The following is a 21851-nucleotide window of genomic DNA, read 5'->3' as shown; positions in this document are numbered from 1 at the left end:
GTGTGCGGTGTTGATCGTGATGCCGCGCGCTTTTTCTTCCGGCGCCGCGTCGATCTGATCGTAGGCCTTGGCTTCGCCGCCGAATTTCTTCGACAGAACGGTCGCGATTGCAGCCGTCAGGGTGGTTTTGCCGTGGTCAACGTGACCAATGGTGCCGACGTTCACGTGCGGCTTGGTCCGTTCGAATTTACCTTTTGCCATTCTAGACTCCTAAGATCCTAACGATATTGAAAATTACCAGGCACACCTGACAGTCGAGACAGCCGACAGCCGTTTAAATTCTGGTGCCCTTGACGTGGATTGAACACGTGGCCTCTCCCTTACCAAGGGAGTGCTCTACCACTGAGCTACAAGGGCTTATTTGAAACTGGAGCGGGTGAAGGGAATCGAACCCTCGTCATAAGCTTGGAAGGCTTCAGCTCTACCATTGAGCTACACCCGCGCGAGGTACTTCTTAGCTTCAACATTCGATTCACAACACGATCAACGCATTTGGTGGTGGGGGCTGGATTCGAACCAGCGTACTCAGAGAGGGCAGATTTACAGTCTGCTGCCTTTAACCACTCGGCCACCCCACCGCGAAGAACCGCAGAGTATGAAGCAACGTATAAACTTCGTCAACTGTTTTTGCCTGAACTGATCAAACTCAAACAGTGTCGCTGCTTCGGGGCGTGATTGTAACGGCCGAAGTTCAAGTCCGCAAGGGCTGTTTGCAATAAACAATCCGTGCCGGTCCCCGCGGACGTTTGCGCGTACACTGTATTGACGTCAGAGAGCCTCTCCATGGACCTGAATCGCAGCGGCAACCACGAACGCCACGGGCCCCGCCTGTGGCTGGCCAACCTGACGACCATTGCCGTCTACCTCGGCACCGGCCTGCTCAGTCACGCGCTGGCCTTGCCGGCCGGCTATGCCACGCCCGTCTACCTGCCGGCCGGCGTCGGCTTCGCGCTGACGGTCGTGCTCGGCTGGCGCGCCCTCCCCGGCGTCGCCATCGGCGCGATCCTGATGCATCTGCCCGACGGCTGGATGGCGCCCGACACCGCGCCCTGGATCGCCGCGGCGGCGACGACCGTCACCGCCCTCGGCGCGCTGGCCCAGGCCTGGCTCGGCGCCCAATGGTTCGGCCGCCTCGTCGATCCCGCGCTCGGCACGTCGCGCGACGTCGCCCGCTTCCTGGGGCTCGCGCCGGTGTTCTGCCTGATCAACGCGACCGTCAGCGTGGCCGTGCTGTATCGGCTGGGCGTGGTGACGGCTGCCGAGCGGGCGCCGACCTGGATCAACTGGTGGGCCGGCGACACCGTCGGCGTCCTGCTCGCCGCACCGCTCGTTTGGATCGCGTGCGGCCGGCCGCGCCGGCTGTGGCGCAGGCGCGCCCGCATCGTCGCCGTGCCGCTGCTGCTGGCGGCCGCGGTCGTCATTGCCGCCTACGAACAGACCGTGCACTGGGAACACCAGCAATACCTGCAGGCCTACCGCCTCAAGGCCCAGCAGGTGGCCGACGAGTTGCAGGCCGAGCTGCGCGAGCACGAGCGCTTCGTCGACACGTTCGCGCGCGCGCTCGGCACGGACGACCGGTTCATGGACCGCGCCCGCTTCCTGCGCACGACCAGCGGCTACGTCGGCGGCCGGCCGGAAATCTCCGGCATCGACTGGATGGTGCCGGTCACGCACGCCGCGCGCGCGGCCTTCGAGACCTGGGTGCGCAGCAACGTCGATCCCGATTTTCCCGGCGTGCGCGACCTGGGCCCCGACAACCGGCTGCGCCCGGCCGGCGTGCGGGCGCGCTACCTGCCCTTGCTGTACACGTGGCCGCCAAGCAACCAGGCGCTCCGCGGCCTGGATTTCCTCGCGGCGCCGGGACGCGCCGACGCGGCCGCGCGGGCCATGGCCGGCACGACCGCCGTGGCCACCGGGCCGATCACGCTGGTGACGACGGGCACGACCGGGATCGCCCTGTTCCGCGTGGTCGGGGAGCCCGGCCAGCCGCCGCGCGGCATGCTGGCGCTGTTCCTGAATGCGCCGGTGTTCATCCAGCAGGTGGTGCACCGGGCAGGCTTTGACGGCTTCGACATCAGCCTGGCCGACGTCACGCCGGGCACCGCGGCGCGCGCGCTGACGGGCGATCCCGGGCGGCGCGCGGTGAACGGCGACTACACCGTCCTGCTGGGGTTCGGCGGCCGCACGCTGCAGCTGCGCTTTTCACCGACGGCGGCCTACATGGAGGGCGAGCGCGGGCTGGCCAGCTGGATCGTGATCACGACGGGGCTGCTGCTGGCCGCGCTGCTGGGCGCGCTGATGCTGATCGTCAGCGGCGAGCGCGCCCAGATCGAGGCGCAGGTGGCGGACCGCGCGGCGCGCCTGCAGGCCATCCTCGACAATGCGGCCGACGCCATCGTCACCGTCGACGCGCACGGCCAGGTGCTGTCCGCCAACCACGCCACGGCGGCACTGTTCGGCTACCCGCCGGCCCACCTGCCCGGTCTCGCGTTCACGGCGCTAGTGCCGGGCCACGGCGACGAGAACGGCCCCGACCTGCTGGCGCGCCTGGCCGGAAACAGCCCCGACGACCGCCAGCTGGACGGCCTGAACGCGCGCGGCGAGCCGATGCCGCTGGCCGTGTCCGTGTCCCTCGTCGACCTCGCGGGGGAGCGCCTGTTCGTGTGCATCCTGCGCGACCTGACGGAGCAGCAGCGCGCCCAGGCGCGCATCCACCGCCTGGCCCACCACGATCCGCTGACGGGCCTGGAGAACCGCCATGCGCTCGGCATGCGCCTCGAACGGCAGCTGGCGCAGGCACGCCGCACCGGGCAGCCGCTGGCCGTGCTGTTCATCGACCTCGACCACTTCAAGAAGATCAACGATTCGCTCGGCCACCAGGCCGGCGACGAGCTGTTGACGGGCGCGGCGGCGCGCATGAAGGACCTGCTGCGCGACGTCGACACCCTCGCCCGGCTCGGCGGCGACGAATTCATCATCGTGCTGGGCGGCCCCCTGTCTCCGGACAGCGTGAGCGCCGTGGCGGTGCGCCTCGTGGAATCGCTGCAGCAGCCCTACCGCCTGGCCGGCACGACGGCGCACAGCGGCGCCAGCGTGGGCGTGGCGTTGTTCCCGGACGACGGCCTGGATGCCGACACGCTGCTGCGCCACGCCGACATGGCGATGTACGCCGCCAAGCGCGAGGGCCGCGGCAATTTCCAGTTCTTCTCGTCCGCCATGAACGCGGCCACGCACGAGCACCTGATGCTGGAGAACCGCATGTGGGCGACGCTGGAAAGCGGCGGCTTCGACGTGCACCTGCAGGCCCAGGTCGAACTCGAGACGGGGCGCGTGATCGGCGCCGAGGTGCTGCTGCGCTGGCACGATCCGGAACTGGGCAGCGTCGATCCCGGCCGCTTCATTCCCATCGCCGAGGAATCGGGCCTGATCCTGCCGCTGGGCGACTGGGTGCTGGCGCGCGCCATGGCCCTGCTGGCCGAGTGGCAGGAAGACGGCATGGGCCAGCTGCGCCTGGCCGTGAACCTGTCGGCGCGCCAGTTCAACGGCGGCGCGCTGCTGTCACGCCTGGACCAGCTGCTCGACGAGCACGCGATCGATCCGGCGCGGCTGGAACTGGAGATCACGGAAACGGCCGCGATGCGCGACCCGGAGAACACGCGCAAGCTGCTGCTGCAACTGCGCGCGCGCGGCTTCAAGCTGGCGATCGACGACTTCGGCACGGGCTATTCGTCGCTGGCCTACCTGAAGCTGTTCGCGATCGACCGCATCAAGATCGACCGCGGCTTCGTGCGCGACATCGAGACGAATCCGAACGACGCCGCCATCGTCGGCGCGACCATCGGCCTCGCCCATGCGCTCGGGCTGGGCGTGATCGCGGAAGGGGTCGAAACGCAGGCGCAGCGGGGATTCCTGCGCGACCGCCACAGCGACGAGGCGCAGGGTTTCCTGTTCGGGCGGCCGATGCCGGTGCGCGAATTCCGCGACTTCGTCAGGGCGCAAGCGCAGCCAGTACCTGGCCCTTGAGCGCCTTGATGAGGGCCGTCTCGTCGGGCGGCACGCCTTCCGGCGCCGTCGCCGTGCGGTCCGCGTAGAACAGGCCCAGCTGGGCCTTGCCGACCACCAGCGGGAGCACGATGAAGCTCTGCGCATCCGGCAGCAATGCCTTGTGCCAGGCCGGCAGCAGGTCGCGGATCTTGGCGCCGCGCGCGTCCGAGATCATCAGGTCGGCGTCGTTTTCCATCGCCAGGTAAAACAGGTCGCGCGCGCCCTTTTCGCCGCTCGCCGCCAGCGGAAACGTGAAGCCTTGCTGCACGTGCGCCTGCGTGAGGCCGAACGAGACGCGGGCCCGGTACTGCCCGGCGCGCACATCCTTGAGCACGACCGTCGCGAAACGGAAGCCCAGCGCCGTGTACAGCGTCTCCAGCACGGCCAGCACCACGTCGTTGACCTTGTGCTGGCCCGAGGCGCGCATCTGCGTCACGTCCTGCACGCCGGCCAGCAGCAGGTCGCGCGCGTTCTTCGGCTTGCCGCTCGGGTAGGCGCCCTGCTCTTCCTTCCCGCCGGCGCCGAGGGTCGCCAGCACCAGCACGTTGGGCAGCCCGCCCACGTCTTCCGGCGCACGGCGCGGCACCGGCTGCAGGTTCATGCTCTCCAGGAGGCTCTTCATCTCGAACGCCACCGCCTCGAACAGCTCGTCCAGCTCGGCCGCGCCGATGTTCAGCGCGGTGCCGTAGCGCGCCAGCATGGCTTGCGCTTCCGGCGCGTCGGACGGCGTCGCGGTTTTCCCCATCAGGCGCGCGACGTCCAGGCTGAACGACGCCACCTGGCGCATCCACTCGCCGCGGTTGACGGCCAGCTTGAGCGTGCCGGGCTCCAGCGGGCGCTGGGCGCGCATGATCACGTCCGGAATCTTCCACTCGCCCAGCACGGCCTCGGACAGCGCATCGAAGCTGCAGCCGAGGATCATCTGCGCGGCCTGCGCAAGCGCGTGCTTGCCGGTCGCGATCAGGGCCTGGACCTCGAGGTAGCGGTCGTGCTCGTGCGACGCCACCAGCAGCGCGCCGAGATTCTTGAACAACGCGCCGATCGACGCTTCCTCCGCGCCCTGGTAAAAGCTGTGGCGCGCCATTTCGCGTCCGACGAGGCTCGCGCACAGCGACGCTTCCAGTTCCACGCGCACGCTGTACGCATGGTCGCTGCTGGCCAGCGCGTCGACGAGGAGCATCGCCAGCGCGACCGTGCGCACGTTGTCGAAGCCCAGCAGGGAGATCGCGCGCGAAACCGTCGTGACGGCCGTGCCGGCCGCGGTGCGGTAGCGGACCGTGTTCGCCAGGCGCAGGATGCGCTGGGTGAGCGCGACGTCGGACAACACGAAGTGCGCGAGGTCGTGCGTGCCCTTGTCGTCCGACGTGGCCATCTGCACGACGCGCGCGATGGCGCTGCCGAGCGCGAACATGTCCTCGTCGCCGCCGACTTTCTGCAGCAGCGCGGCACGCACGCGGCGACCGTCCGGCGGCGGGCCGGGATTCGGGTTCGGATTCGTCATGTCGCCTCAGCCGGCCTTTTTCAGGCGCGGGCCCTTGTCGTATTTCTTGAGGATCTGCTGGTGCATCCCGGCCAGCGCGGGCAGCTTGGGGTTGACCGGATCGAGGCGGCGCACGCCGGCGATGTAGCCGAGGGCCTGCTGGCCGAGGCGCTCGTCCCAGCCGTCGTGGTCCAGGCATTTCAGGGTTGCCAGCGCGGCGTTGAACACGACCTGCGGATTGTCCGGCAGCTTGGTCGCCGCTTCCTGCATCAGCACGAGGGCGCCCTTGTAATCGCCGCCCTTGGCCTTGGCGGCGCCGGTGGCGACGAGGTCGACGACCTGCTGGCGGCTTTCCAGCGCCAGCTTCTGCGCCGTCTCGGCCTGGCCCGCGTTCTCGAACACGGCCATCGCGCGCGCCACCGCGGCGCCGTTCTGGGCATTGCGCATCACCTCGCGCACGACGTCGGCGGCGCCTTCTTCCATGCCGTTCTCGATGCAGGTGCGGGCCAGTTCCAGCTTGAGCTCGGGACGCAGGTCGGGCGCCTCCTTGTTGGCCGCGAGGGCCGCCGCCAGCGCTTCCGCCAGGCGCGCGTCGTTGCCCGTGTATTCGTGCACGAGGCTCGACGCGATGGCGCTGCACAGCGGCGTGTGCTTCTGGAAGGCCATCGATTTATCCAGGTCGCGGACGACGGCCGCGGCCTGCACGGGGTCGCCCTTGCGCACGAGGGTCTGCACGAGGAGCACGTGGTCCTGCGGGTCCTTGAACTCGGAATACTTGGCCTTGCTGACGACCTGCTTCAAGGTCTTCTCGGCCGTATCGTGGTCGCCCGCCTCGAGCGCGGTCTCGCCCAGCTTGCGCAGCCGCCGCACGGCGTGCGGCGACACGGCCACCGCTTCCATCAGCACGGCCTTAGCGTCGTCCAGCGCGCCGGCCGCCTCGTGGGTGCGCGCCAGCCAGTCGTAGGCGTCGACGAAGTTCTTGTTGCTGTCGACGAGGTCCTCGAGCATCTCGCGGGCCTCGTCGTAGCGCTCGCGCAGGAACAGGGTCTTGGCCAGGCCCAGGCGCGCCCAGGCGATGGCCTTGGTCTCGACCAGCTGGCGGTAGACCGGTTCGGCCTCGTGCGGCTCGCCGAGGAACATGTGCAGTTCGGCGCGCAGGCGCAGGAAATCGACGAGGTAGCGCGGATGGCGGGCCTCGCCCTCGACGCAGGCGGCGATCGCCTCGCGCTGGTTGCCCGCCTCCATCAGCTCGTACACCGGCAGCAGCGCGTTGCGCCGCTCCAGGCCGCGCGCGATGCGCTCGAGCAGGCGGTCGGCCGTGAACGGTTTCAGCACGTAATCGGTGGGCCCGAGTTCGGCGGCGCTGACGACCTTGCCGTAATCGCCCTCGGCCGTGACCATGAAGAACATGGTCGACAGCGGCATGAGCTTGTGGTGGCGCACGTCCTCGAGCAGTTGCTGGCCGTCCTGGCCGCCTTCCAGCGCGTATTCGCACAGGATCAGGTCGTAATGCTTCAGGCCGAGGTGCTTGACGGCCTGGTTCGAGCCGCCGACGTGGTCGATCTTGCTCAGGCCGCACATGTTCAGCATGTTGTGGATCGTCGACCGCATGCCGGCATGCGGCTCGATGATCAGGGCGGTGAGGCCGTCAAGTTCGTTCATATCCGGTTTTCCGTATGTGCCTGCGATGGGCAGTGGGCTGCATGGGCCCTTGGTCTACCGAGTATATTACGTCCAGGGAATAGAATTCTTGAATTTCACCCGCGCTCAACCGGGCGAAATGTCGCAAAAAACCACACTCAGGCGCCAGGCTGGCGCGCGGCGGCCTGGCGCAGCGGCGCGCGGTGGCCGTTGAGGCATTCCGGACGGGCCCCGCCGATCATGATGTTCTGGTAACGGACTTCGTACTTGCCGGCCGCAAGTTTCTCGATCAGGAACTTGGCCCGGCCCAGCACATACGCGTGGCGCACGTTCGAGCGGCGGTCCAGGTCGTAGATCTTGACCAGCACGGGCGAAGGATTGTTGCTGTTGTCGACCAGCACCTGCATCTCGTCACCCTGGTTGCCGAGCGGATAACCGTCGATGTAGCCGGACTGCGCGGGCCACGGATCGCCCGTCGGCGCCACCTGGGCCTGCAGATCGGTATCGCAATCGGGGGCGCGCGCCGGCACGACCAGCTGGGTCACGGCGAGGGCCTTGATGTCGGGCGGCGCATCGGGCTGTCCGGCCGGACGCGCCCAGCCGTCGGCGCTGGCGTCGCTGCCGAGCGGGTCCGGCGGCGTGTTCGGCACCGACGCGGACGACGCGGCGGATGCCGCCGCGGATGCCGGCGCCGCGGCCACGGCGGCAGGCTGGGCCTTGGCAGGCCAGGCCAGCGCGCTCGGCAGATATCGGGGCGGATCGAGCAGCACGAGGGTCAACGCGCCGCCGCCCGCGAAGGCGGCCAGCATGACGCCCCACCAGCGCGGGTCGCGCAGCACGCGCCAGCGCGACGGCGCCGGGACCTGGCGCGGTTCCCAGTGCGGGTCGCCCCTGGGCCGCTCGCGGCCGTCCTCGCCGTGCGAGCTTTCCAGCCACTCCACTTCCCACTCTTCCGACGCGATCCATTCGTCGTGCTCCTTGCGGCGCACGGGATCGGACAGGATGTTGTAGGCCGTATTGACGATCGCCATGATCCGCGCGGCACGTTCGTCGCCCGGATTCTTGTCGGGGTGGTATTTCTGACTCAGCGCCTTGTAGGCCGCGCGAATGACTTCCTGCGGTGCGTGGCGCGACACCTTGAGGTTGTCATAATGGGTGTGGATCTTGGCCATGGTCGGGAGTCAGGTTGCACGGGCGCCACGCAGGATGTCCGCGCTTGCCGGTGCGGATATCCTGCTGCATCAATATTAGCCGATTCGTTCAGTAACGGCAGAGGCAAGAGGCAGCCTGCCGTACGGGCGGCAGTACAGGATAGCCGGGTTTGTATCCACGACGCAAGATGTCAGTATCACAACTTATGGCTGCGATCGGCGCGCTCGATGGCCGGATCGGCGTCCACGCCGCTGCCGACGATGAGCACCTTGAACAATTCCCCCATCTCGGCCGGCGACACGAGCTTTTGCACGGCCTTCGACTGCGGCAGGTAGCGCAGCGCATCTTCCGGATCCGTCCGCAGCAACAGGTCGCCGATGCCCGCCGCCAGCAGGAACGCGGCCTGGCTCATGTAGCCGAGCACGTCGAGCCCGGCGCCGTGGGCCGCCAGCGCCATCGCCGTGAAGTCGACGTGCGCCGTGATGTCCTGCAGGCCGGGCAAATAAAACGGGTCGGGGTGCGCGTGGTGGCGGTAATGGCACATCAGCGTGCCGCTCGTGCGCTCGTCGAAATAATATTCGTGGGCGGGAAAACCGTAGTCGACCAGGATCGCGGCGCCCTTGCCTCCCTTGAACATCTGCGCCAGCGAGCGCATGAAACCGCAGCCGACGGGGTGGATTTCGGTCAGATAACCGTCCTGCAGCGTGTCGGCGTCCGGGATCTGGCGCGCGATCTGGTCCAGCAGCGCCGCATCGGGCGCGCCCGGCGCGAACGCGAAGCGGCCCGCGTCGACCGTCACCATCTGGCGCTGCCAGCGGCCGCCGTCGCGCAGGACGAGCTCGACCGGCATCGCATCCAGCACCTCGTTGGCGAGGACCACGCCGCGGAACGCGTCCGGAAAATCGTGCGTCCAGCGCACCTGCGGAAAATCCTTCAGCGCGTCCTGCTGGCGCGCGCGCAATTCTCCCGACAGTTCGATGATCGTATAGCTGTCGATGCGCACGCCCAGTTCACCCAGCGTCGTCAGGACGTCATGGGCCAGTTTGCCGGTGCCGGCGCCGAATTCGATGATGTTGGGGCCACTTTGGGCCATAATAGCGGCGGCCGCGCGCGCCAGCGTGGCACCGAACAGCGGACTGATCTCGGGCGAGGTGGTGAAATCGCCGTCGCGGCCGAGCTTGGCAGCCCCGCCGCTGTAATAGCCGAGATTCGGCGCGTACAGCGCCAGCTCCATGAAGCGCGAAAACGGGATGGCGCCGCCCTGGTCGGCGATCTCGGCAGCGATCATGCGCTGCAAGGCTTGGGACGCGGCCAGCGCGTCGCTGGAGGGGAGAGGTAAGGACATCCGGCCATTGTAGCGAGAATCGGCAGGGACCAACAAACGGCCGCCATCACGATGACACAGACATATACGAACGACGAGCAGGGCCGTACCGACCACGGCCCCGAGACCCACGCCGCCAACGACGATGCCGCGCCGCACGCCCGGCGCGCCCGGGTGGCGCTGGTCACGGGCGCCGGCCGGCGCATCGGGCGCGCCATCGCGCTCGGCATGGCCGAGGCCGGCTGGGACATCGCCGTGCACTACCGCCAGTCCGCCGCGGACGCCGACAACGTCGTGACGGCGATCCGCGCGCTGGGCCGGCGCGCCGTCGCGCTGCACGCCGACCTGGCCATTGACGCCGCGGTGCGCGCCCTGCCGCGCCAGGCCGTGCACCTGCTGGGCGGGCTGGATTGCATCGTCAACAACGCTTCGTTGTTCGAATACGACAAGCCGGACGCGTTTTCTCCGGCCCTGCTGGCCGCCCACATGCAGTGCAATGTGGCTGCCCCGCTGCTGCTCGCGCAGGAACTCCACGCGCTGGTGGCGGACGGTGGCCAGGCCGTCGTGATCAACTTGCTCGACCAGAAACTGTACAATCTCAACCCGGATTTTTTGTCGTACACGTTGTCAAAGGCGGCATTGCAGACGGCCACCACCTTGCTGGCCCAGGCGCTGGCGCCGAAACTGCGCGTCGTCGGCATCGCGCCCGGCATCACGCTCGTGTCCGGCGACCAGAGCGCGGACGGCTTCGAGCGCGCGCACCAGGTCACGCCGCTGGGCCGGTCGTCGACGCCGCAGGACATCGTCGACGCCGTGTGCTACGCGGCGAACGCGAAGGCGCTCACCGGCACCACCCTGCTCGTCGACGGCGGCCAGCACCTGATGCCGCTGGCGCGCGACGTGATGTTTTTGACTGAATGATTTTTACATTGCCCCCTTACCTCGAAGGTTTCCTATGTTGTCCGCCCTGTTCTACCCGCAGCTGCGCGATTGCCGCAGGCTGTTCCTGCGCAATTACGAAGTCATGATCAACATCGGTGTCCATGAGTTCGAAAAGAAGGGCGAGCAACGCGTCCTGATCAATGTCGATCTGTACATTCCGCTCGGCCTGTCGACACCCAAGGACGACCAGCTGCACGAAGTGGTCGACTACGACTTCATGCGCGAGACCATCGCCAGGCGCATGGCGCAAGGCCACGTGCAGTTGCAGGAAACCCTGTGCGACGACGTGGTGAAGGCGATGCTGGCTCACCCCAACGTGCGCGCGGCCCGCGTGTCGACGATGAAGCCCGACGTGTATCCCGACTGCGAAGGCGTCGGCGTCGAAGTGTTCCAGATCAAGGATGAAGCATGAATGAAGTGACGATGGCGCGTCCGGCGGACGTGCTCGACCCCGCCGTGCCCGCCCCTGCCGTGCCCGACGCCGCCGACAAGAAGGCGGACAAACAGGCCTACGAGAACAACAAGCTGCACAAGCGCCTGTGCCGCCTCGTCGGCCAGGCGATCGGCGACTTCAACATGATCGAGGACGGCGACAAGGTCATGGTCTGCCTGTCCGGCGGCAAGGACAGCTATGCCCTGCTGGACATCCTCATGACCCTGCGCGAGCGCGCGCCGATCCACTTCGACATCGTCGCCGTCAACCTCGACCAGAAACAGCCGAACTTCCCGCCCGAGGTGCTGCCCGCCTACCTGACGAAGCTGGATATTCCGTTCCACATCGAGAACCAGGACACCTACAGCATCGTCAAGCGCCTGATCCCGGAAGGCAAGACCACGTGCTCGCTGTGTTCGCGCCTGCGCCGCGGCATCCTGTACCGCGTCGCGGACGAGCTGGGCTGCACGAAGATCGCCCTGGGCCACCATCGCGACGACATCCTCGAAACCTTCTTCCTGAACATGTTCTTCGGCGCGAAGATCAAGGGCATGCCGGCCAAGCTCGTGTCGGACGACGGCAAGCACGTCGTGATCCGCCCGCTCGCGTATGTGAAGGAAGCGGACACCGAGCGCTACGCGGAAGTCAAACAGTTCCCGATCATCCCGTGCGATCTGTGCGGCTCGCAGGAAAACCTGCAGCGAAAACAGATCAAGGCCATGCTGCGCGACTGGGAAAAGAAACACCCGGGCCGCGTGGAAAACATCTTCTCGTCGCTGTCGACCGTCGTGCCGTCGCACCTGATGGACCGCGACATGTTCGGCTTCGCGGACCTGAAGGCCGACGGCGTGGCGAACCCGGCCGGCGACATCGCCTTCGACGAAGAGCCGTGCGGCGTGCCGGCGACGGGCACCATTCCGCTGCAGCCGCTCTGAGCCGTCTTGCGCCGCGCTGCCCGGCGCCGCCATGTCCGACCAGGCATGGCGGCGGCGCGGCATGCGTTCTGCATTTTTTAACGTTGTCTATGTAATACAGTTTCTTCACGATGAACAACCCGACCTTCGTGAGATCGATTTCACCCTGAGGATCGCCCGGCAAACCCCACAACAGCCCGGCAAGGCGATGTAATATTCCTACCTCGCCTGCGACGTCGTTTGGCGTACGCATCGTCCAACCCACCGGGATTCCTCATGCAAATCGGCCAACCCGCCAGCGCCGCCCAGACGAGCGGCGCTTCTGCCAACGCCAATACCCAGGTCGCGAGCTTGCGCATCTTCGTGTTCGCCCTGTTCTTCACGTTCGGCGGCATCACGAGCCTGAACGACGTCATCATCCCGAAACTGAAAGACCTGTTCACGCTGTCGTACGCGCAAGCGATGCTCGTGCAATCGGCCTTCTTTGCCGCCTACTTCATCGTGTCGCTGCCGGCCGCCGCCATCGTGCAGCGCATCGGCTACATGCGGACCGCCGTGGTCGGCCTGCTGACGATGACGGCCGGCTGCCTGCTGTTCATCCCCGCGTCCTCGTCCGGCATGTTCATCACCTTCCTGCTGGCGCTGTTCGTGCTGGCGGCCGGCATCACCATCGTGCAGGTCGTGGCGAATCCGCTGATCTCGATGCTGGGAGCCCCCGCCACCGCATCCAGCCGCCTGACCTTCGCCCAGGCCTTCAATTCGCTCGGCACGACCGTCTTTCCCTACGTCGGCGCCATCCTGATCCTCGGCTCGCTGGCCCACGTCGACCAGGCCACGCTGTCGGCCGACGCCCTCGCCGCCTACCGCGCCGCCGAAAGCCAGGTCGTGGTGCACACCTACCTCGGCCTCGCCGTCGCACTGGCCATCGTCGCCTTCCTCGTCTGGACGAACCGCAAGAAGCTCGTCGAACATCCCCATCCCGAAAGCAGCATGTGGGGCGCTTTCGACCTGCTGAAACAGCCCCGCTTCGCGTTCGGCGCCCTGTGCATCTTCCTGTACGTCGGCGCCGAAGTGGCCGTCGGCTCGCTGATCGTGAACTACCTGATGCAAAACGACGTGCTGGGCCTGGGCGCGGAGGCGGCCGGCAAGCACGTGCCGCTGTACTGGGGCGGCGCCATGGTCGGCCGTTTCCTTGGTGCTTACGTCCTGCGCATCTGCTCGCCCGGCAAGGTGCTGGCCGGCGCCGGCGCCATCGCCGCCCTGCTGCTGCTCGTCTCGGCCGCCACGCATGGCGCGGCGTCCGGCTGGGCGCTGCTGGCCATCGGCCTCGTCAATTCGATCATGTTCCCCACCATCTTCACCCTGGCGTCCGAAGGCCTGGGCGAGCGCGCGGCCGAAGGCTCGGGCCTGATCTGCGTGGCCATCGTCGGCGGCGCCATCGTGCCCCTGATCACCGGCTTCGCGGCCGACGCCGCCGGCCTGCGCCTCGCGCTGGCCGTACCCGCGCTGTGCTACCTGCTGATCCTCGCCTACGGCTGGTACGCGCGCCGGCCGCTGGCGCACGGCTGAGGCTTCCCGCGTCCGCTCACCGGGCCACGTCGGTCCCGGCCGGGCTCACGCCGTCCAGCCGCCGGCGCGCCGGCTCCAGCTGGCGCAACGCACGGGCATTGATGCGGTCGCGCTCGGCATCGCGCAGCCAGCCCCATTTGTTGAAGTAGCGGCAGGCCGACACGCACCGCCGCCAGCACGACGCCGCCCGCATGCGCCAGCCGCGCGCGCCGGCGCGGGCGGGATCGCGCACGGCATCGCGCACGGCATCGCGCACGACCGTCACGTGCGGCAGGAAGACGGTGCGCGCGATGCGCGACGTACGGCGCGCCAGGTCGACCGTATCGAAGCGCAGCAGGAAGCGCTCGTCGAACATGCCGACGCGCAGCACCGTCTCGACGCGCATCAGCAGGCAGCACGCAGGCGGCACCGGCACGTCCATCACCCGGCTGTAGCCGCTCGCGTGCAGCTGGTAGCGCGCCAGCCTGCCGCTGGACCGGTGCAGCAGCGGAAAACAGCGCCCCAGCAACAGTTCCACCGGCCCCGGCAGCAGGCTGCACAACGGTTGCAGCCTTCCGTCCGCGCCCTGCACCCGTGGCGCCAGCAGGCCCAAGTCGGGATGCTGCTCCATGTAGGCGATCATCCGGGCCACCGCGTCGAGCGGCAAGCCGATGTCCGGACCAAGCAGCAGGTGATACGCACTCCCGGCGCCGGCCGCCTCGCTCAGGACCCGGTTATGGGCGCGCGCGAGGCCCGGCGAGTCGGACTGCGGGCGGTAGTGCGCGCCGTAGCGTCCTGCCAGCGCGGCCAGGCCGGGCTGCCGCGCATCGTCGACCAGGTACACCGACAAGTGCGGGCACGCGGTCGTGAGACTCAGCAGCAGGCGCGCGATCCGGTCGTGCGGCGCCGCGCCGCAGACGATGCAGCAACTGGCCCGCGCGGCCGTGGCGCACATGTCAGCCCCCGCCCCGCGTGCGTGTTCGCCGGTGTTCACGCGCAAAATACAAAGCCTTGTCCATGACGCACACCTCCAATCGACACCACATGGATTGAGAGCGGCGCCGCGCGCGGCGGTTGCAGCGGAATCGACGGCGATTGCGCAGGATCAGGCAGCGTGCATGTGCCGCCGCCAAACGGATACGGAAGAGGTCCAACGATGCATGGCCCGCATGCGCATGCGGACCCGATAGAGGATTGCGGTATTACAGCGCCACGTCGGTGCGCAACACCGGGTACAGGTTCAGCCGCTCATCCCAGGACGGGTGGCGGCGCGCGAAAAATTCGAGGCGTGCATGGGGGTTCTGCGCGAACGCCGGGTCGTGCTCGACCCTGTCCCGGAATGCCGTGGCCAACGCCGGATCGCGCGCCATCTGCTCGCGCGCCACGTCCTCGGCCACGTAGTCCTCCATGTATTCCTTGCGCTCGAAGGCGTTGTTGAACTCGCCCCAGGCCAGCAGCGAATCCGGGGCCTGCGGCTCGAACAAGGCCATCACGAGGCGGGCCTTGGGCTGGGCGATCGGCACGAACAGCGCGCCGCTGGCGAGGTGGCGCGGCTCGGGTTTCCACGCGCCGATCACCTTGAGGCGCTGGTGCGACTCGAACGACGTCGCGGCGAACGTGGCCTGGTCGGCGCGAAAGGTCTGCACGGGCGCGGCGTCGATGGCCTTGTCCAGCTTGCGGAACACGATGCCGTGTTGCGTGAGCTTCGTCGCGACCATCTGCGCCCAGGCGGCCGGCACGACATAGCCTGCGCCAGGGGCCTGTACCTCCAGGTCCGCCACGACCTCGTCGCGCAGCGGCACGTGCCAGACCTGCGGCTTCGTTTCGTCGTAATGCGTCATCAGCATGCCGGACACGTCGGACATCGTGCGCGTGTAGGCATAGCCCTGGAAGTCGACCATCGTCGTCCTGTCGGTCGTGCGGTACGTCAGGGCCACCGGCTGGCCGGCGATGCGCGTGGCGCGCACGTCGGCGGCGCGCGCCGCCTGCGTCCATTCCGCACCGTGGGCCGCCACCTGCTGCAGCACCGACACGACGGCATTGTGCGTGATGCGCACGCGGGTCGGGTAATCCTTCCACGAGTGCGTCTCGACGAGCATGGCCATCCGGTTGCGCAGCTGGAAATAGCCGGTCGAGAAGCGCGGATCGGACACGCCGTCGACGAAGCCCGAGGCCGGATCGTCCGTCTCCTTGAACGACATGTAATAGGACTGCGGCATCGAACCCTGCTTGCCGATGTCGGCGATGACGTTCGCGCGCAGCGCCTGGCCGGCCTTGCGGAATGCCGGATCGCCCGAGTACACGGGTTCCACCTGGATCGAGACGTCGTGCTGGAACTTGGCGCCGTCCGTCACGTGCAGGTCGACGCAGGTCAGCGGGTCCCACGCGTTGACGAGGGCCAGCATGGCCTGCATCTCGGGCGCGTCGGCCTTCACGTAGTCGCGGTTCAGGTTGAAATTCTGCGCCGTCGTGCGCCAGCCCATCTCGACCGGGCCGCGCTGGTTCGGGCGGTTCCATTTGGCGAAGCGCTCGTGGCCGTCGACGTTGAACACGGGGACGAAGAGCAGGACCTGCTTGTCCAGCACGTCGGATGCGAGCCTGCCTTCCAGGAGCTCGCGCAGGGCGAGGAAGCCGGCGTCCTTGCCGTCGATCTCGCCGGCGTGGATGCCGCCCTGGATCAGCGTCACCGGCAGGTTCGCCTTGCGCGCCGCGGCCGGGGTGAACACGCCGCGCGCGTTGACGGCCAGCGCCAGCATGGGCCGGCCTTCCGGCGTCGTGCCGAACTGCACGCATTTCACCTGCTTCGGATAGGCCTGCTGGAAGGCGCCGCACAGCTTGACGACTTCATCGTAGCGGCCGGTGGCCTGGAAGCCGGAGCGCTCGGACACCGTGACCAGGTCGGGCGCGGCGTGCGCCAGGGGCGCGGCCAGCAGGGCCAGCACAGCCAGCAAACGGGCGGTTCGGATCATCGATGGCACTCCGGCAAAGTTGAAGAAGATACAAGCCGGAAATTATAGATCGGTGATAACGGTTTATCGCGTCCTGGGCGGATAAATCGCGATCTCTTTCAGCTGCGGCCGCGCCAGGTGCATCGGCACCGCGCGCGCACGTGCCGTTGATGCCGCCGGACAGGCATTGGTGGTGCGGTAGGACAGCGCCGCGGCCAGCATGCCCTCGGCCGGGTCGCCCAGCGCATGCGCCATGTCGTCGGAGACGGTGCAGGTCGGTGCGAAGCCGTCCGCGAAATCGCCGAAGCCTTTCGCGTTCACGCCCTGGAACTGGATCGTGAAATACGTCGTGCCGCAGTTGTCCGTCGGGATAAAGCCATAGGGCTTGCCGCAGGTCGTGCCGCCGATGAGGTCGACCTGGACGTCCAGGCCGCGCAGGCCGTTGATCACGGCTTCGCTGGCCGAGCATGTGTCGGACGTCGTCAGCACGGTCACGCGCCTGAGGCCCAGGTACGGCAAGGCGCCGCCGGCCGGGGCGGAGAAGCCGTAGGCGGTGCTGCGGAACGGGATCGGCGCGTCAGGCGCCGTCTTGTCGTTGTACACGGCGCGCTCGAACGTCTTGCCGGCCGAGACCGGTCCCGCAACCATATAGGCCAGCTCGCTGGCGATGTACAGCAGGCCGCCGCCGTTGTAGCGCATGTCGAGCACGAGGTCCGACGCGCCCTGGTTCTTGAGGGTCGTGAATGCGTTGACCAGCTGCAGTTCGGAGACGGCGTTATGGTCCTCGAAGCTCAGATAGCCCACCTTGCCGGTCGGGGTGTCGATCACCTTGACGTTTTTCACCGGCGTCGTGGTGACGACGGCCGACGTCAGCGCGACGTCGAACGTCTTGTCGCCGCGCCGCATCGTGAGCGTGTGATGTTCGCCCGCGGTGTCCGGCGACAGGCCGGCGTTCAGCAGGGCGATCTGCGCCTTGTCGGTGGTGTCGATGAAGTCGATGCCGTCGACGGCCGTCAGCAGGTCGCCGCGCTGGATGCCGGCCGTGGCGGCCGGCGAACCCGGCTCGACGATCGCGGCCAGCCAGGTGCGCGGCGCCGTCGTGGAATTGATCGACCAGGTCAGGCCGTAGCCCGTGTCCTGGCTCGCATTGCTGAGCGCATCCCATTCCGCCGTCGTGTAGGTGAAATGGAAACGGTCCTTCGGTTGGCCGGACGCGGTCGTCGCGGGCGTCTTCAGGGCGTCGAAATAGTCAAGCGCATTCGTGTAGTCCGCCATGTGGACGGTGGCCGGGATTTCCTTGTACCAGAGATAAGTCGCGTCGGTCCAGCCGCGCAGGAATTTCATTTCGTCCTGCAGCGTGCCCTGGCGGTCCGGGAAGGAATAGCCCTCGGCATCGACGCCCGTGCGCGGCGCGGCGCACAGGTTCCGGTAGCTCATGTAGTCGGCCGCGATCGGGTCCGGAACGTCGGCCGGCGTCGGCGTCGGCGTCGGCGTCGGCGTCGTAGTCGGGGGCGTCGGCACGGTCGGCGTGCCCGGATCGCTGGCGACCGGCGTCGATGCGCCGATGGACGGATTGCCGCCGCCGCCACCGCAGCCGGACAGGGCGACGAGTGCCGCGCAAGCGCAGGCAATCAGACGGGAGCAGGCGGCGGAGGCGGAATGCGAATTCATGCGTCCGATTATAGACGCGGCCGTCTCGCGGATTACATCCAACTGTAACAGTCGGCAGAAAAAGACAACGCCGCCTGCCGGGCGTCGATCCGGCAGGCGGCGTCGTGCGGGATGCCGTCGTTCAGGCGGCGCGGGTGACGCCGGCGCCGGCGTGGAAGGCGGACACCAGTGCCGCTTCCTTGCGCTTGGCCGCGTCGAGGTGGCGCTCCTTGACGTGGCCGAAACCGCGGATGTCTTCCGGAATGCTCGCGACCGCGACCGCCTGCGCCAGGTTCTCGGCCGTCAGCCTGGGCAGCAGGCTGTCGACGGTCGCCCGGTATGCCTGGATCAGGGCGCGTTCCATCTTGCGCTCGGCCGTGTGGCCGAACGGATCGAGCGCGCTGCCGCGCAAGCCTTTCAGCTTTGCCAGCACGCCGAACGCTTTCATCATCCACGGGCCGAATTCCTGCTTGACCAGGTGGCCGTCCTTGTCCTTCTTCGCGAACAGCGGCGGCGCCAGGTGGAACTTCAGTTTGACGTCACCTTCGAACATGCCGTCGATCTTGGCCATGAACGCCGGGTCGGTGTACAGGCGCGCCACCTCGTACTCGTCCTTGTACGCCATCAGCTTGTGCAGGTAGCGCGCGACGGCTTCCGTCAGGCGCGTGCCCTTGCCCAGCTTCTCTTCCGCCGCGCGGACCTGGTCCACGAATGCCTTGTACTGCCGGGCATACGCGGCGTCCTGGTAAGCAGTCAGCAGTTCGACGCGGCGGTTCACGAGATCGTCGAGCGATTGCGTACGCTTGAATTCGATCACCTTCGCGGGCGTCACGAGTTTTTGCACGGACGGCAGGTCGTGCGCGGCCGTGCGGCCCCAGTTGAACGCGGCCTTGTTGAAGGCGACGGACACGCCGTTCAACTCGATCGCCTTCACGATCGACGCTTCCTGCAGCGGAACGTGGCCCTTCTGGAACGCATAGCCCAGCATGAACATATTGGTGGCGATGGCGTCGCCCATCAAGGTCGTCGCGATGTGGCCGGCGTCGATGAAGTCGACGTTGCCTTCGCCGCAAGCCTGCACGATGGCGCCGCGCGAGCCCTCGGCCGGGAATTGCCAGTCCGGGTTCTTGATGAACGCCGCGGTGGTGGCGCCGCTGCCGTTCACGGCGGCCCAGGTGCGGCCTTCTCCCATGCGCGACAGGGCGTCGCGGCTGGCGGTGACGATCTGGTCGCAGCCGATCACGAGGTCCGCGTTACCCGTGCCGACGCGCGTCGAGTGCAGGTCGGCCTGGCGGTCGGCGAGGCGCACGTGCGACATCACCGGACCGCCCTTTTGCGCGAGGCCGCTCATGTCCAGCACCAGCGCGCCCTTGCCTTCCACGTGCGCGGCGACCGCGAGGATCTGGCCGACCGTCACGACGCCCGTGCCGCCGATGCCGGTGACGAGGATGCCGAACGGCGTCGTCGTCGCGGGGATCGCAGGCATCGGCAGGACCGGCGGCGCCGCTTCATTGGTGGCCGCCTTCTTCGGCTTCTTCAAGCCGCCGCCTTCGACCGTGACGAAGCTCGGGCAGAAGCCGGTGACGCACGAAAAATCCTTGTTGCACGAAGACTGGTTGATCTGGCGCTTGCGGCCCAGTTCCGTCTCCAGCGGTTCGACCGACAGGCAGTTCGACTGCTTCGAGCAATCGCCGCAGCCTTCGCACACGGCCTCGTTGATCACGGCGCGCTTGGCCGGGTCCGGATACGCACCTTTCTTGCGGCGGCGGCGCTTTTCCGACGCACAGGTCTGGTCGTAGATCATGGCCGACACGCCCGGCATCTCGCGCAGTTCGCGCTGCACGTCCATCAGTTCCACGCGGTGGCGCACGGTGACGCCTTCGGCCCACGGATAATCGGCCGGATATTTTTCGGGTTCGTCGGTCACGACGATGATCGGCTTCACGCCTTCGGCCGCGAGCTGGCGGCTGATCCTGGCCGGATCGAGCGGACCGTCGACGACCTGGCCGCCCGTCATCGCGACGGCATCGTTGTAGAGGATTTTATAAGTGATGTTGACCTTGGCCGCGACCGACGCGCGGATCGCCAGCACGCCCGAGTGATAATACGTGCCGTCGCCGAGGTTCGCGAACACGTGTTTTTCGCCCGTGAACGGCGCCTGGCCGATCCACGTGACGCCTTCTCCCCCCATGTGCGTGAACGTGGACGTCTCACGGTCCATCCACAGCACCATGTAGTGGCAGCCGATGCCGGCCATCGCGCGCGAGCCTTCCGGCACCTTCGTCGAGCTGTTGTGCGGGCAGCCGGAGCAGAAATACGGAATGCGGTCCGTTTCCGGATTCGCCTTCGGGATGTTCTTGAGGATCAGCTCTTTCGCTTCGAGGAAGGCGATGCGCTCTTTCACGCGTTGCTCGACCGGATGGCCGGCGCAGTAGTGCGAGATGCGCGACGCGATCGCGCGCGCGATCTGGGCCGGATTCAGCTCGTAATTCGCCGACAGCAGCCAGTCGCCCTGGCCGGAGCGGCTCTTGACGCTCCATTCGCCCGTGTCGTCGAACTTGCCGACGACGCGCGGCCGCTCGCCGTCCGGCAGGTTGTACAGCTCTTCCTTCAGCGCGTATTCCAGCACCTGCCGCTTTTCCTCGACGACGAGGATCTCGTCCAGGCCGCGCGCGAATTCGTGCACGCCGACCGAGTCGAGCGGCCACGTCATGCCGACTTTGTAGACGCGCAGGCCGATGTCGCGCGCCGCCTGCTCGTCGATGCCGAGGTCGGCCAGCGCCTGGCGGGTGTCGAGATAGGATTTGCCGGCCGTGATGATGCCGATCTTCGGTGTCGGGCTGTCCCACACGATCTGGTTGAGTTTATTGGCGCGCGCATAAGCCAGCGCGGCATACCACTTGTAGTGGTTCATGCGCACTTCCTGGTCCAGCACGGCGTCCGGCCAGCGGATGTTCAGGCCGCCCGCCGGCATCTCGAAGTCGGTCGGGAGGACGGTCTGCACGCGGTCCGGATCGAGGTCGACGACGGCGCCCGACTCGATGATGTCGGTCACGCATTTCATCGATACCCACAGGCCGCTGTAGCGGCTCATCGCCCAGGCGTGCAAGCCGTAGTCGATGTATTCCTGCACGGACGAGGGGTACAGCACGGGGATGCCGCAGTGGTGCAGGATGTGGTCGGACTGGTGCGCCGTCGACGACGATTTCGCCGCGTGATCGTCACCGGCCAGCACCAGCACGCCGCCGTTTTTCGCGCTGCCCGCGTTGTTACCGTGTTTGAACACGTCGCCGCAACGGTCGACGCCCGGGCCCTTCCCGTACCACATGGCAAACACGCCGTCGTACTTCGCGTCCTTGAACAGATTGGTCTGCTGCGTGCCCCAGACGGCCGTCGCGGCGAGGTCTTCGTTCATGCCGGGGTGGAAGTGGACGTGGTGCGCTTCCAGGTGTTTTTGCGCCTTCCACGCGGTCTGGTCGACCTGCGTGACGGGCGAGCCGCGGTAGCCGGTGATGTAGCCGGCCGTATTCAGGCCCGCCGCGAGGTCGCGCTCGCGCTGCAGCATCGGCAGCCGGATCAGGGCCTGGGTGCCGGTCATGAAGGCGCGGCCGCGTTCCAGCGTCCATTTGTCGTCGAGCGTGATCTCGTGGGGCGGTAGCGGTTCCAGCTGGCTGCGGTCCAGGGGGGCGTTCATGCGGGTCTCCGATTATGTTTGTCGTGTTTCGGTTGGGGCCAGTATAGACCTGCACCCCCAGCATTAAATTTCAATGAATTC

15 protein-coding genes and 3 tRNA genes are annotated in these 21851 nt (G+C 67.5%); 6 read left to right on the top strand and 12 right to left on the bottom strand.

What is annotated here, in order from left to right; genetic code table 11:
- From ASC93_RS32095 to ASC93_RS13575, 4 genes are all read right to left on the bottom strand, one after another.
- Window positions 1-201: GTP-binding protein (locus tag ASC93_RS32095; protein ID WP_229412643.1), on the bottom strand; the 201-nt coding region annotated here is incomplete at its 3' end.
- 81 nt (window positions 202-282) lie between these two features.
- Window positions 283-357 (bottom strand) — tRNA-Thr (locus ASC93_RS13585).
- An 11-nt stretch (window positions 358-368) separates the two neighbouring features.
- A tRNA-Gly gene (locus ASC93_RS13580) sits at window positions 369-442 on the bottom strand.
- A 51-nt stretch (window positions 443-493) separates the two neighbouring features.
- A tRNA-Tyr gene (locus ASC93_RS13575) sits at window positions 494-578 on the bottom strand.
- Between the two features lie 205 nt (window positions 579-783).
- On the opposite strand from ASC93_RS13575, the gene ASC93_RS13570 reads away from it, so the two are divergent.
- The gene (locus ASC93_RS13570; RefSeq protein WP_056442643.1) at window positions 784-4023 is read left to right on the top strand and encodes an EAL domain-containing protein; all 3240 of its coding nucleotides are present in this window, start codon (window positions 784-786) and stop codon (window positions 4021-4023) included.
- Here ASC93_RS13570 and ASC93_RS13565 read toward each other — a convergent pair.
- From ASC93_RS13565 to ASC93_RS13550, 4 genes are all read right to left on the bottom strand, one after another.
- Window positions 3989-5545 (bottom strand): HDOD domain-containing protein, encoded by a 1557-nt coding sequence (locus tag ASC93_RS13565; protein ID WP_056442640.1) that lies wholly within the window; start codon window positions 5543-5545, stop codon window positions 3989-3991. The genes ASC93_RS13570 and ASC93_RS13565 overlap by 35 nt on opposite strands.
- A 6-nt stretch (window positions 5546-5551) precedes the next feature.
- On the bottom strand, window positions 5552-7186 hold the full coding sequence (locus ASC93_RS13560; RefSeq protein WP_056442637.1) for a tetratricopeptide repeat protein: 1635 nt from the start codon (window positions 7184-7186) through the stop codon (window positions 5552-5554).
- 137 nt (window positions 7187-7323) lie between these two features.
- Entirely contained in the window at window positions 7324-8337 is a 1014-nt protein-coding gene (locus tag ASC93_RS13555) for a J domain-containing protein (RefSeq protein ID WP_056442632.1), read from the bottom strand.
- A 176-nt stretch (window positions 8338-8513) separates the two neighbouring features.
- Complete coding sequence (locus ASC93_RS13550; protein WP_056442629.1) at window positions 8514-9662, bottom strand: class I SAM-dependent methyltransferase; 1149 nt, start codon at window positions 9660-9662, stop codon at window positions 8514-8516.
- Between the two features lie 51 nt (window positions 9663-9713).
- On the opposite strand from ASC93_RS13550, the gene ASC93_RS13545 reads away from it, so the two are divergent.
- The 5 genes from ASC93_RS13545 (at window position 9714) to ASC93_RS13530 (ending at window position 13499) form a co-directional block, all read left to right on the top strand.
- Window positions 9714-10562 carry an SDR family oxidoreductase gene (locus tag ASC93_RS13545; protein WP_082548022.1) on the top strand — a complete coding sequence of 283 codons (849 nt, stop codon included), beginning with the start codon at window positions 9714-9716 and terminating at the stop codon, window positions 10560-10562.
- Between the two features lie 34 nt (window positions 10563-10596).
- Window positions 10597-10995 (top strand): dihydroneopterin aldolase, encoded by a 399-nt coding sequence (locus ASC93_RS13540; RefSeq protein ID WP_056442625.1) that lies wholly within the window; start codon window positions 10597-10599, stop codon window positions 10993-10995.
- The gene (gene ttcA, locus ASC93_RS13535) at window positions 10992-11951 is read left to right on the top strand and encodes a tRNA 2-thiocytidine(32) synthetase TtcA (protein WP_056442624.1); all 960 of its coding nucleotides are present in this window, start codon (window positions 10992-10994) and stop codon (window positions 11949-11951) included. The genes ASC93_RS13540 and ttcA overlap by 4 nt, the downstream gene beginning before the upstream one ends.
- A gap of 31 nt (window positions 11952-11982) precedes the next feature.
- Window positions 11983-12144 carry a hypothetical protein gene (locus tag ASC93_RS30750; RefSeq protein ID WP_157201906.1) on the top strand — a complete coding sequence of 54 codons (162 nt, stop codon included), beginning with the start codon at window positions 11983-11985 and terminating at the stop codon, window positions 12142-12144.
- A gap of 62 nt (window positions 12145-12206) precedes the next feature.
- Entirely contained in the window at window positions 12207-13499 is a 1293-nt protein-coding gene (locus ASC93_RS13530; protein WP_056442622.1) for a sugar MFS transporter, read from the top strand.
- A gap of 16 nt (window positions 13500-13515) precedes the next feature.
- On the opposite strand, the gene ASC93_RS13525 is transcribed toward ASC93_RS13530, so the two are convergent.
- The 4 genes from ASC93_RS13525 to ASC93_RS13510 all read right to left on the bottom strand — a co-directional run bounded on the left by ASC93_RS13525 (window position 13516) and on the right by ASC93_RS13510 (window position 21770).
- Window positions 13516-14433 (bottom strand): glycosyltransferase, encoded by a 918-nt coding sequence (locus ASC93_RS13525; RefSeq protein ID WP_056442619.1) that lies wholly within the window; start codon window positions 14431-14433, stop codon window positions 13516-13518.
- A 247-nt stretch (window positions 14434-14680) separates the two neighbouring features.
- Window positions 14681-16447: a M14 family metallopeptidase gene (locus ASC93_RS13520; protein WP_056442616.1), complete on the bottom strand. Its 1767-nt coding sequence runs from the start codon at window positions 16445-16447 to the stop codon at window positions 14681-14683.
- A gap of 63 nt (window positions 16448-16510) precedes the next feature.
- Window positions 16511-18097, bottom strand: coding sequence for a S41 family peptidase (locus tag ASC93_RS13515; protein ID WP_056442614.1), 1587 nt, complete (start codon window positions 18095-18097; stop codon window positions 16511-16513).
- 121 nt (window positions 18098-18218) lie between these two features.
- Window positions 18219-21770: an indolepyruvate ferredoxin oxidoreductase family protein gene (locus tag ASC93_RS13510; protein WP_056442611.1), complete on the bottom strand. Its 3552-nt coding sequence runs from the start codon at window positions 21768-21770 to the stop codon at window positions 18219-18221.
- Between the last annotated feature and the right edge of the window lie 81 nt (window positions 21771-21851).

This window comes from Massilia sp. Root335 (genome assembly GCF_001425685.1).
Lineage (GTDB): Bacteria > Pseudomonadota > Gammaproteobacteria > Burkholderiales > Burkholderiaceae_D > Telluria > Telluria luteola.
This window is presented reverse-complemented; position numbering and strand designations above follow the sequence as displayed.

Bases quoted from the DNA above. Each gene is read 5' to 3' on its own strand.
- ASC93_RS13560 (WP_056442637.1), bottom strand. From the start codon at position 7,186: ATGAACGAACTTGACGGCCTCACCGCCCTGATCATCGAGCCGCATGCC.
- ASC93_RS13515 (WP_056442614.1), bottom strand. From the start codon at position 18,097: ATGAATTCGCATTCCGCCTCCGCCGCCTGCTCCCGTCTGATTGCCTGC.
- ASC93_RS13510 (WP_056442611.1), bottom strand. From the start codon at position 21,770: ATGAACGCCCCCCTGGACCGCAGCCAGCTGGAACCGCTACCGCCCCAC.
- ASC93_RS30750 (WP_157201906.1), top strand. From the start codon at position 11,983: ATGTCCGACCAGGCATGGCGGCGGCGCGGCATGCGTTCTGCATTTTTT.
- ASC93_RS13565 (WP_056442640.1), bottom strand. From the start codon at position 5,545: ATGACGAATCCGAACCCGAATCCCGGCCCGCCGCCGGACGGTCGCCGC.
- ASC93_RS13555 (WP_056442632.1), bottom strand. From the start codon at position 8,337: ATGGCCAAGATCCACACCCATTATGACAACCTCAAGGTGTCGCGCCAC.
- ASC93_RS13550 (WP_056442629.1), bottom strand. From the start codon at position 9,662: ATGTCCTTACCTCTCCCCTCCAGCGACGCGCTGGCCGCGTCCCAAGCC.
- ASC93_RS13545 (WP_082548022.1), top strand. From the start codon at position 9,714: ATGACACAGACATATACGAACGACGAGCAGGGCCGTACCGACCACGGC.
- ASC93_RS13530 (WP_056442622.1), top strand. From the start codon at position 12,207: ATGCAAATCGGCCAACCCGCCAGCGCCGCCCAGACGAGCGGCGCTTCT.
- ttcA (WP_056442624.1), top strand. From the start codon at position 10,992: ATGAATGAAGTGACGATGGCGCGTCCGGCGGACGTGCTCGACCCCGCC.
- ASC93_RS13520 (WP_056442616.1), bottom strand. From the start codon at position 16,447: ATGATCCGAACCGCCCGTTTGCTGGCTGTGCTGGCCCTGCTGGCCGCG.
- ASC93_RS13525 (WP_056442619.1), bottom strand. From the start codon at position 14,433: ATGTGCGCCACGGCCGCGCGGGCCAGTTGCTGCATCGTCTGCGGCGCG.
- ASC93_RS13570 (WP_056442643.1), top strand. From the start codon at position 784: ATGGACCTGAATCGCAGCGGCAACCACGAACGCCACGGGCCCCGCCTG.
- ASC93_RS13540 (WP_056442625.1), top strand. From the start codon at position 10,597: ATGTTGTCCGCCCTGTTCTACCCGCAGCTGCGCGATTGCCGCAGGCTG.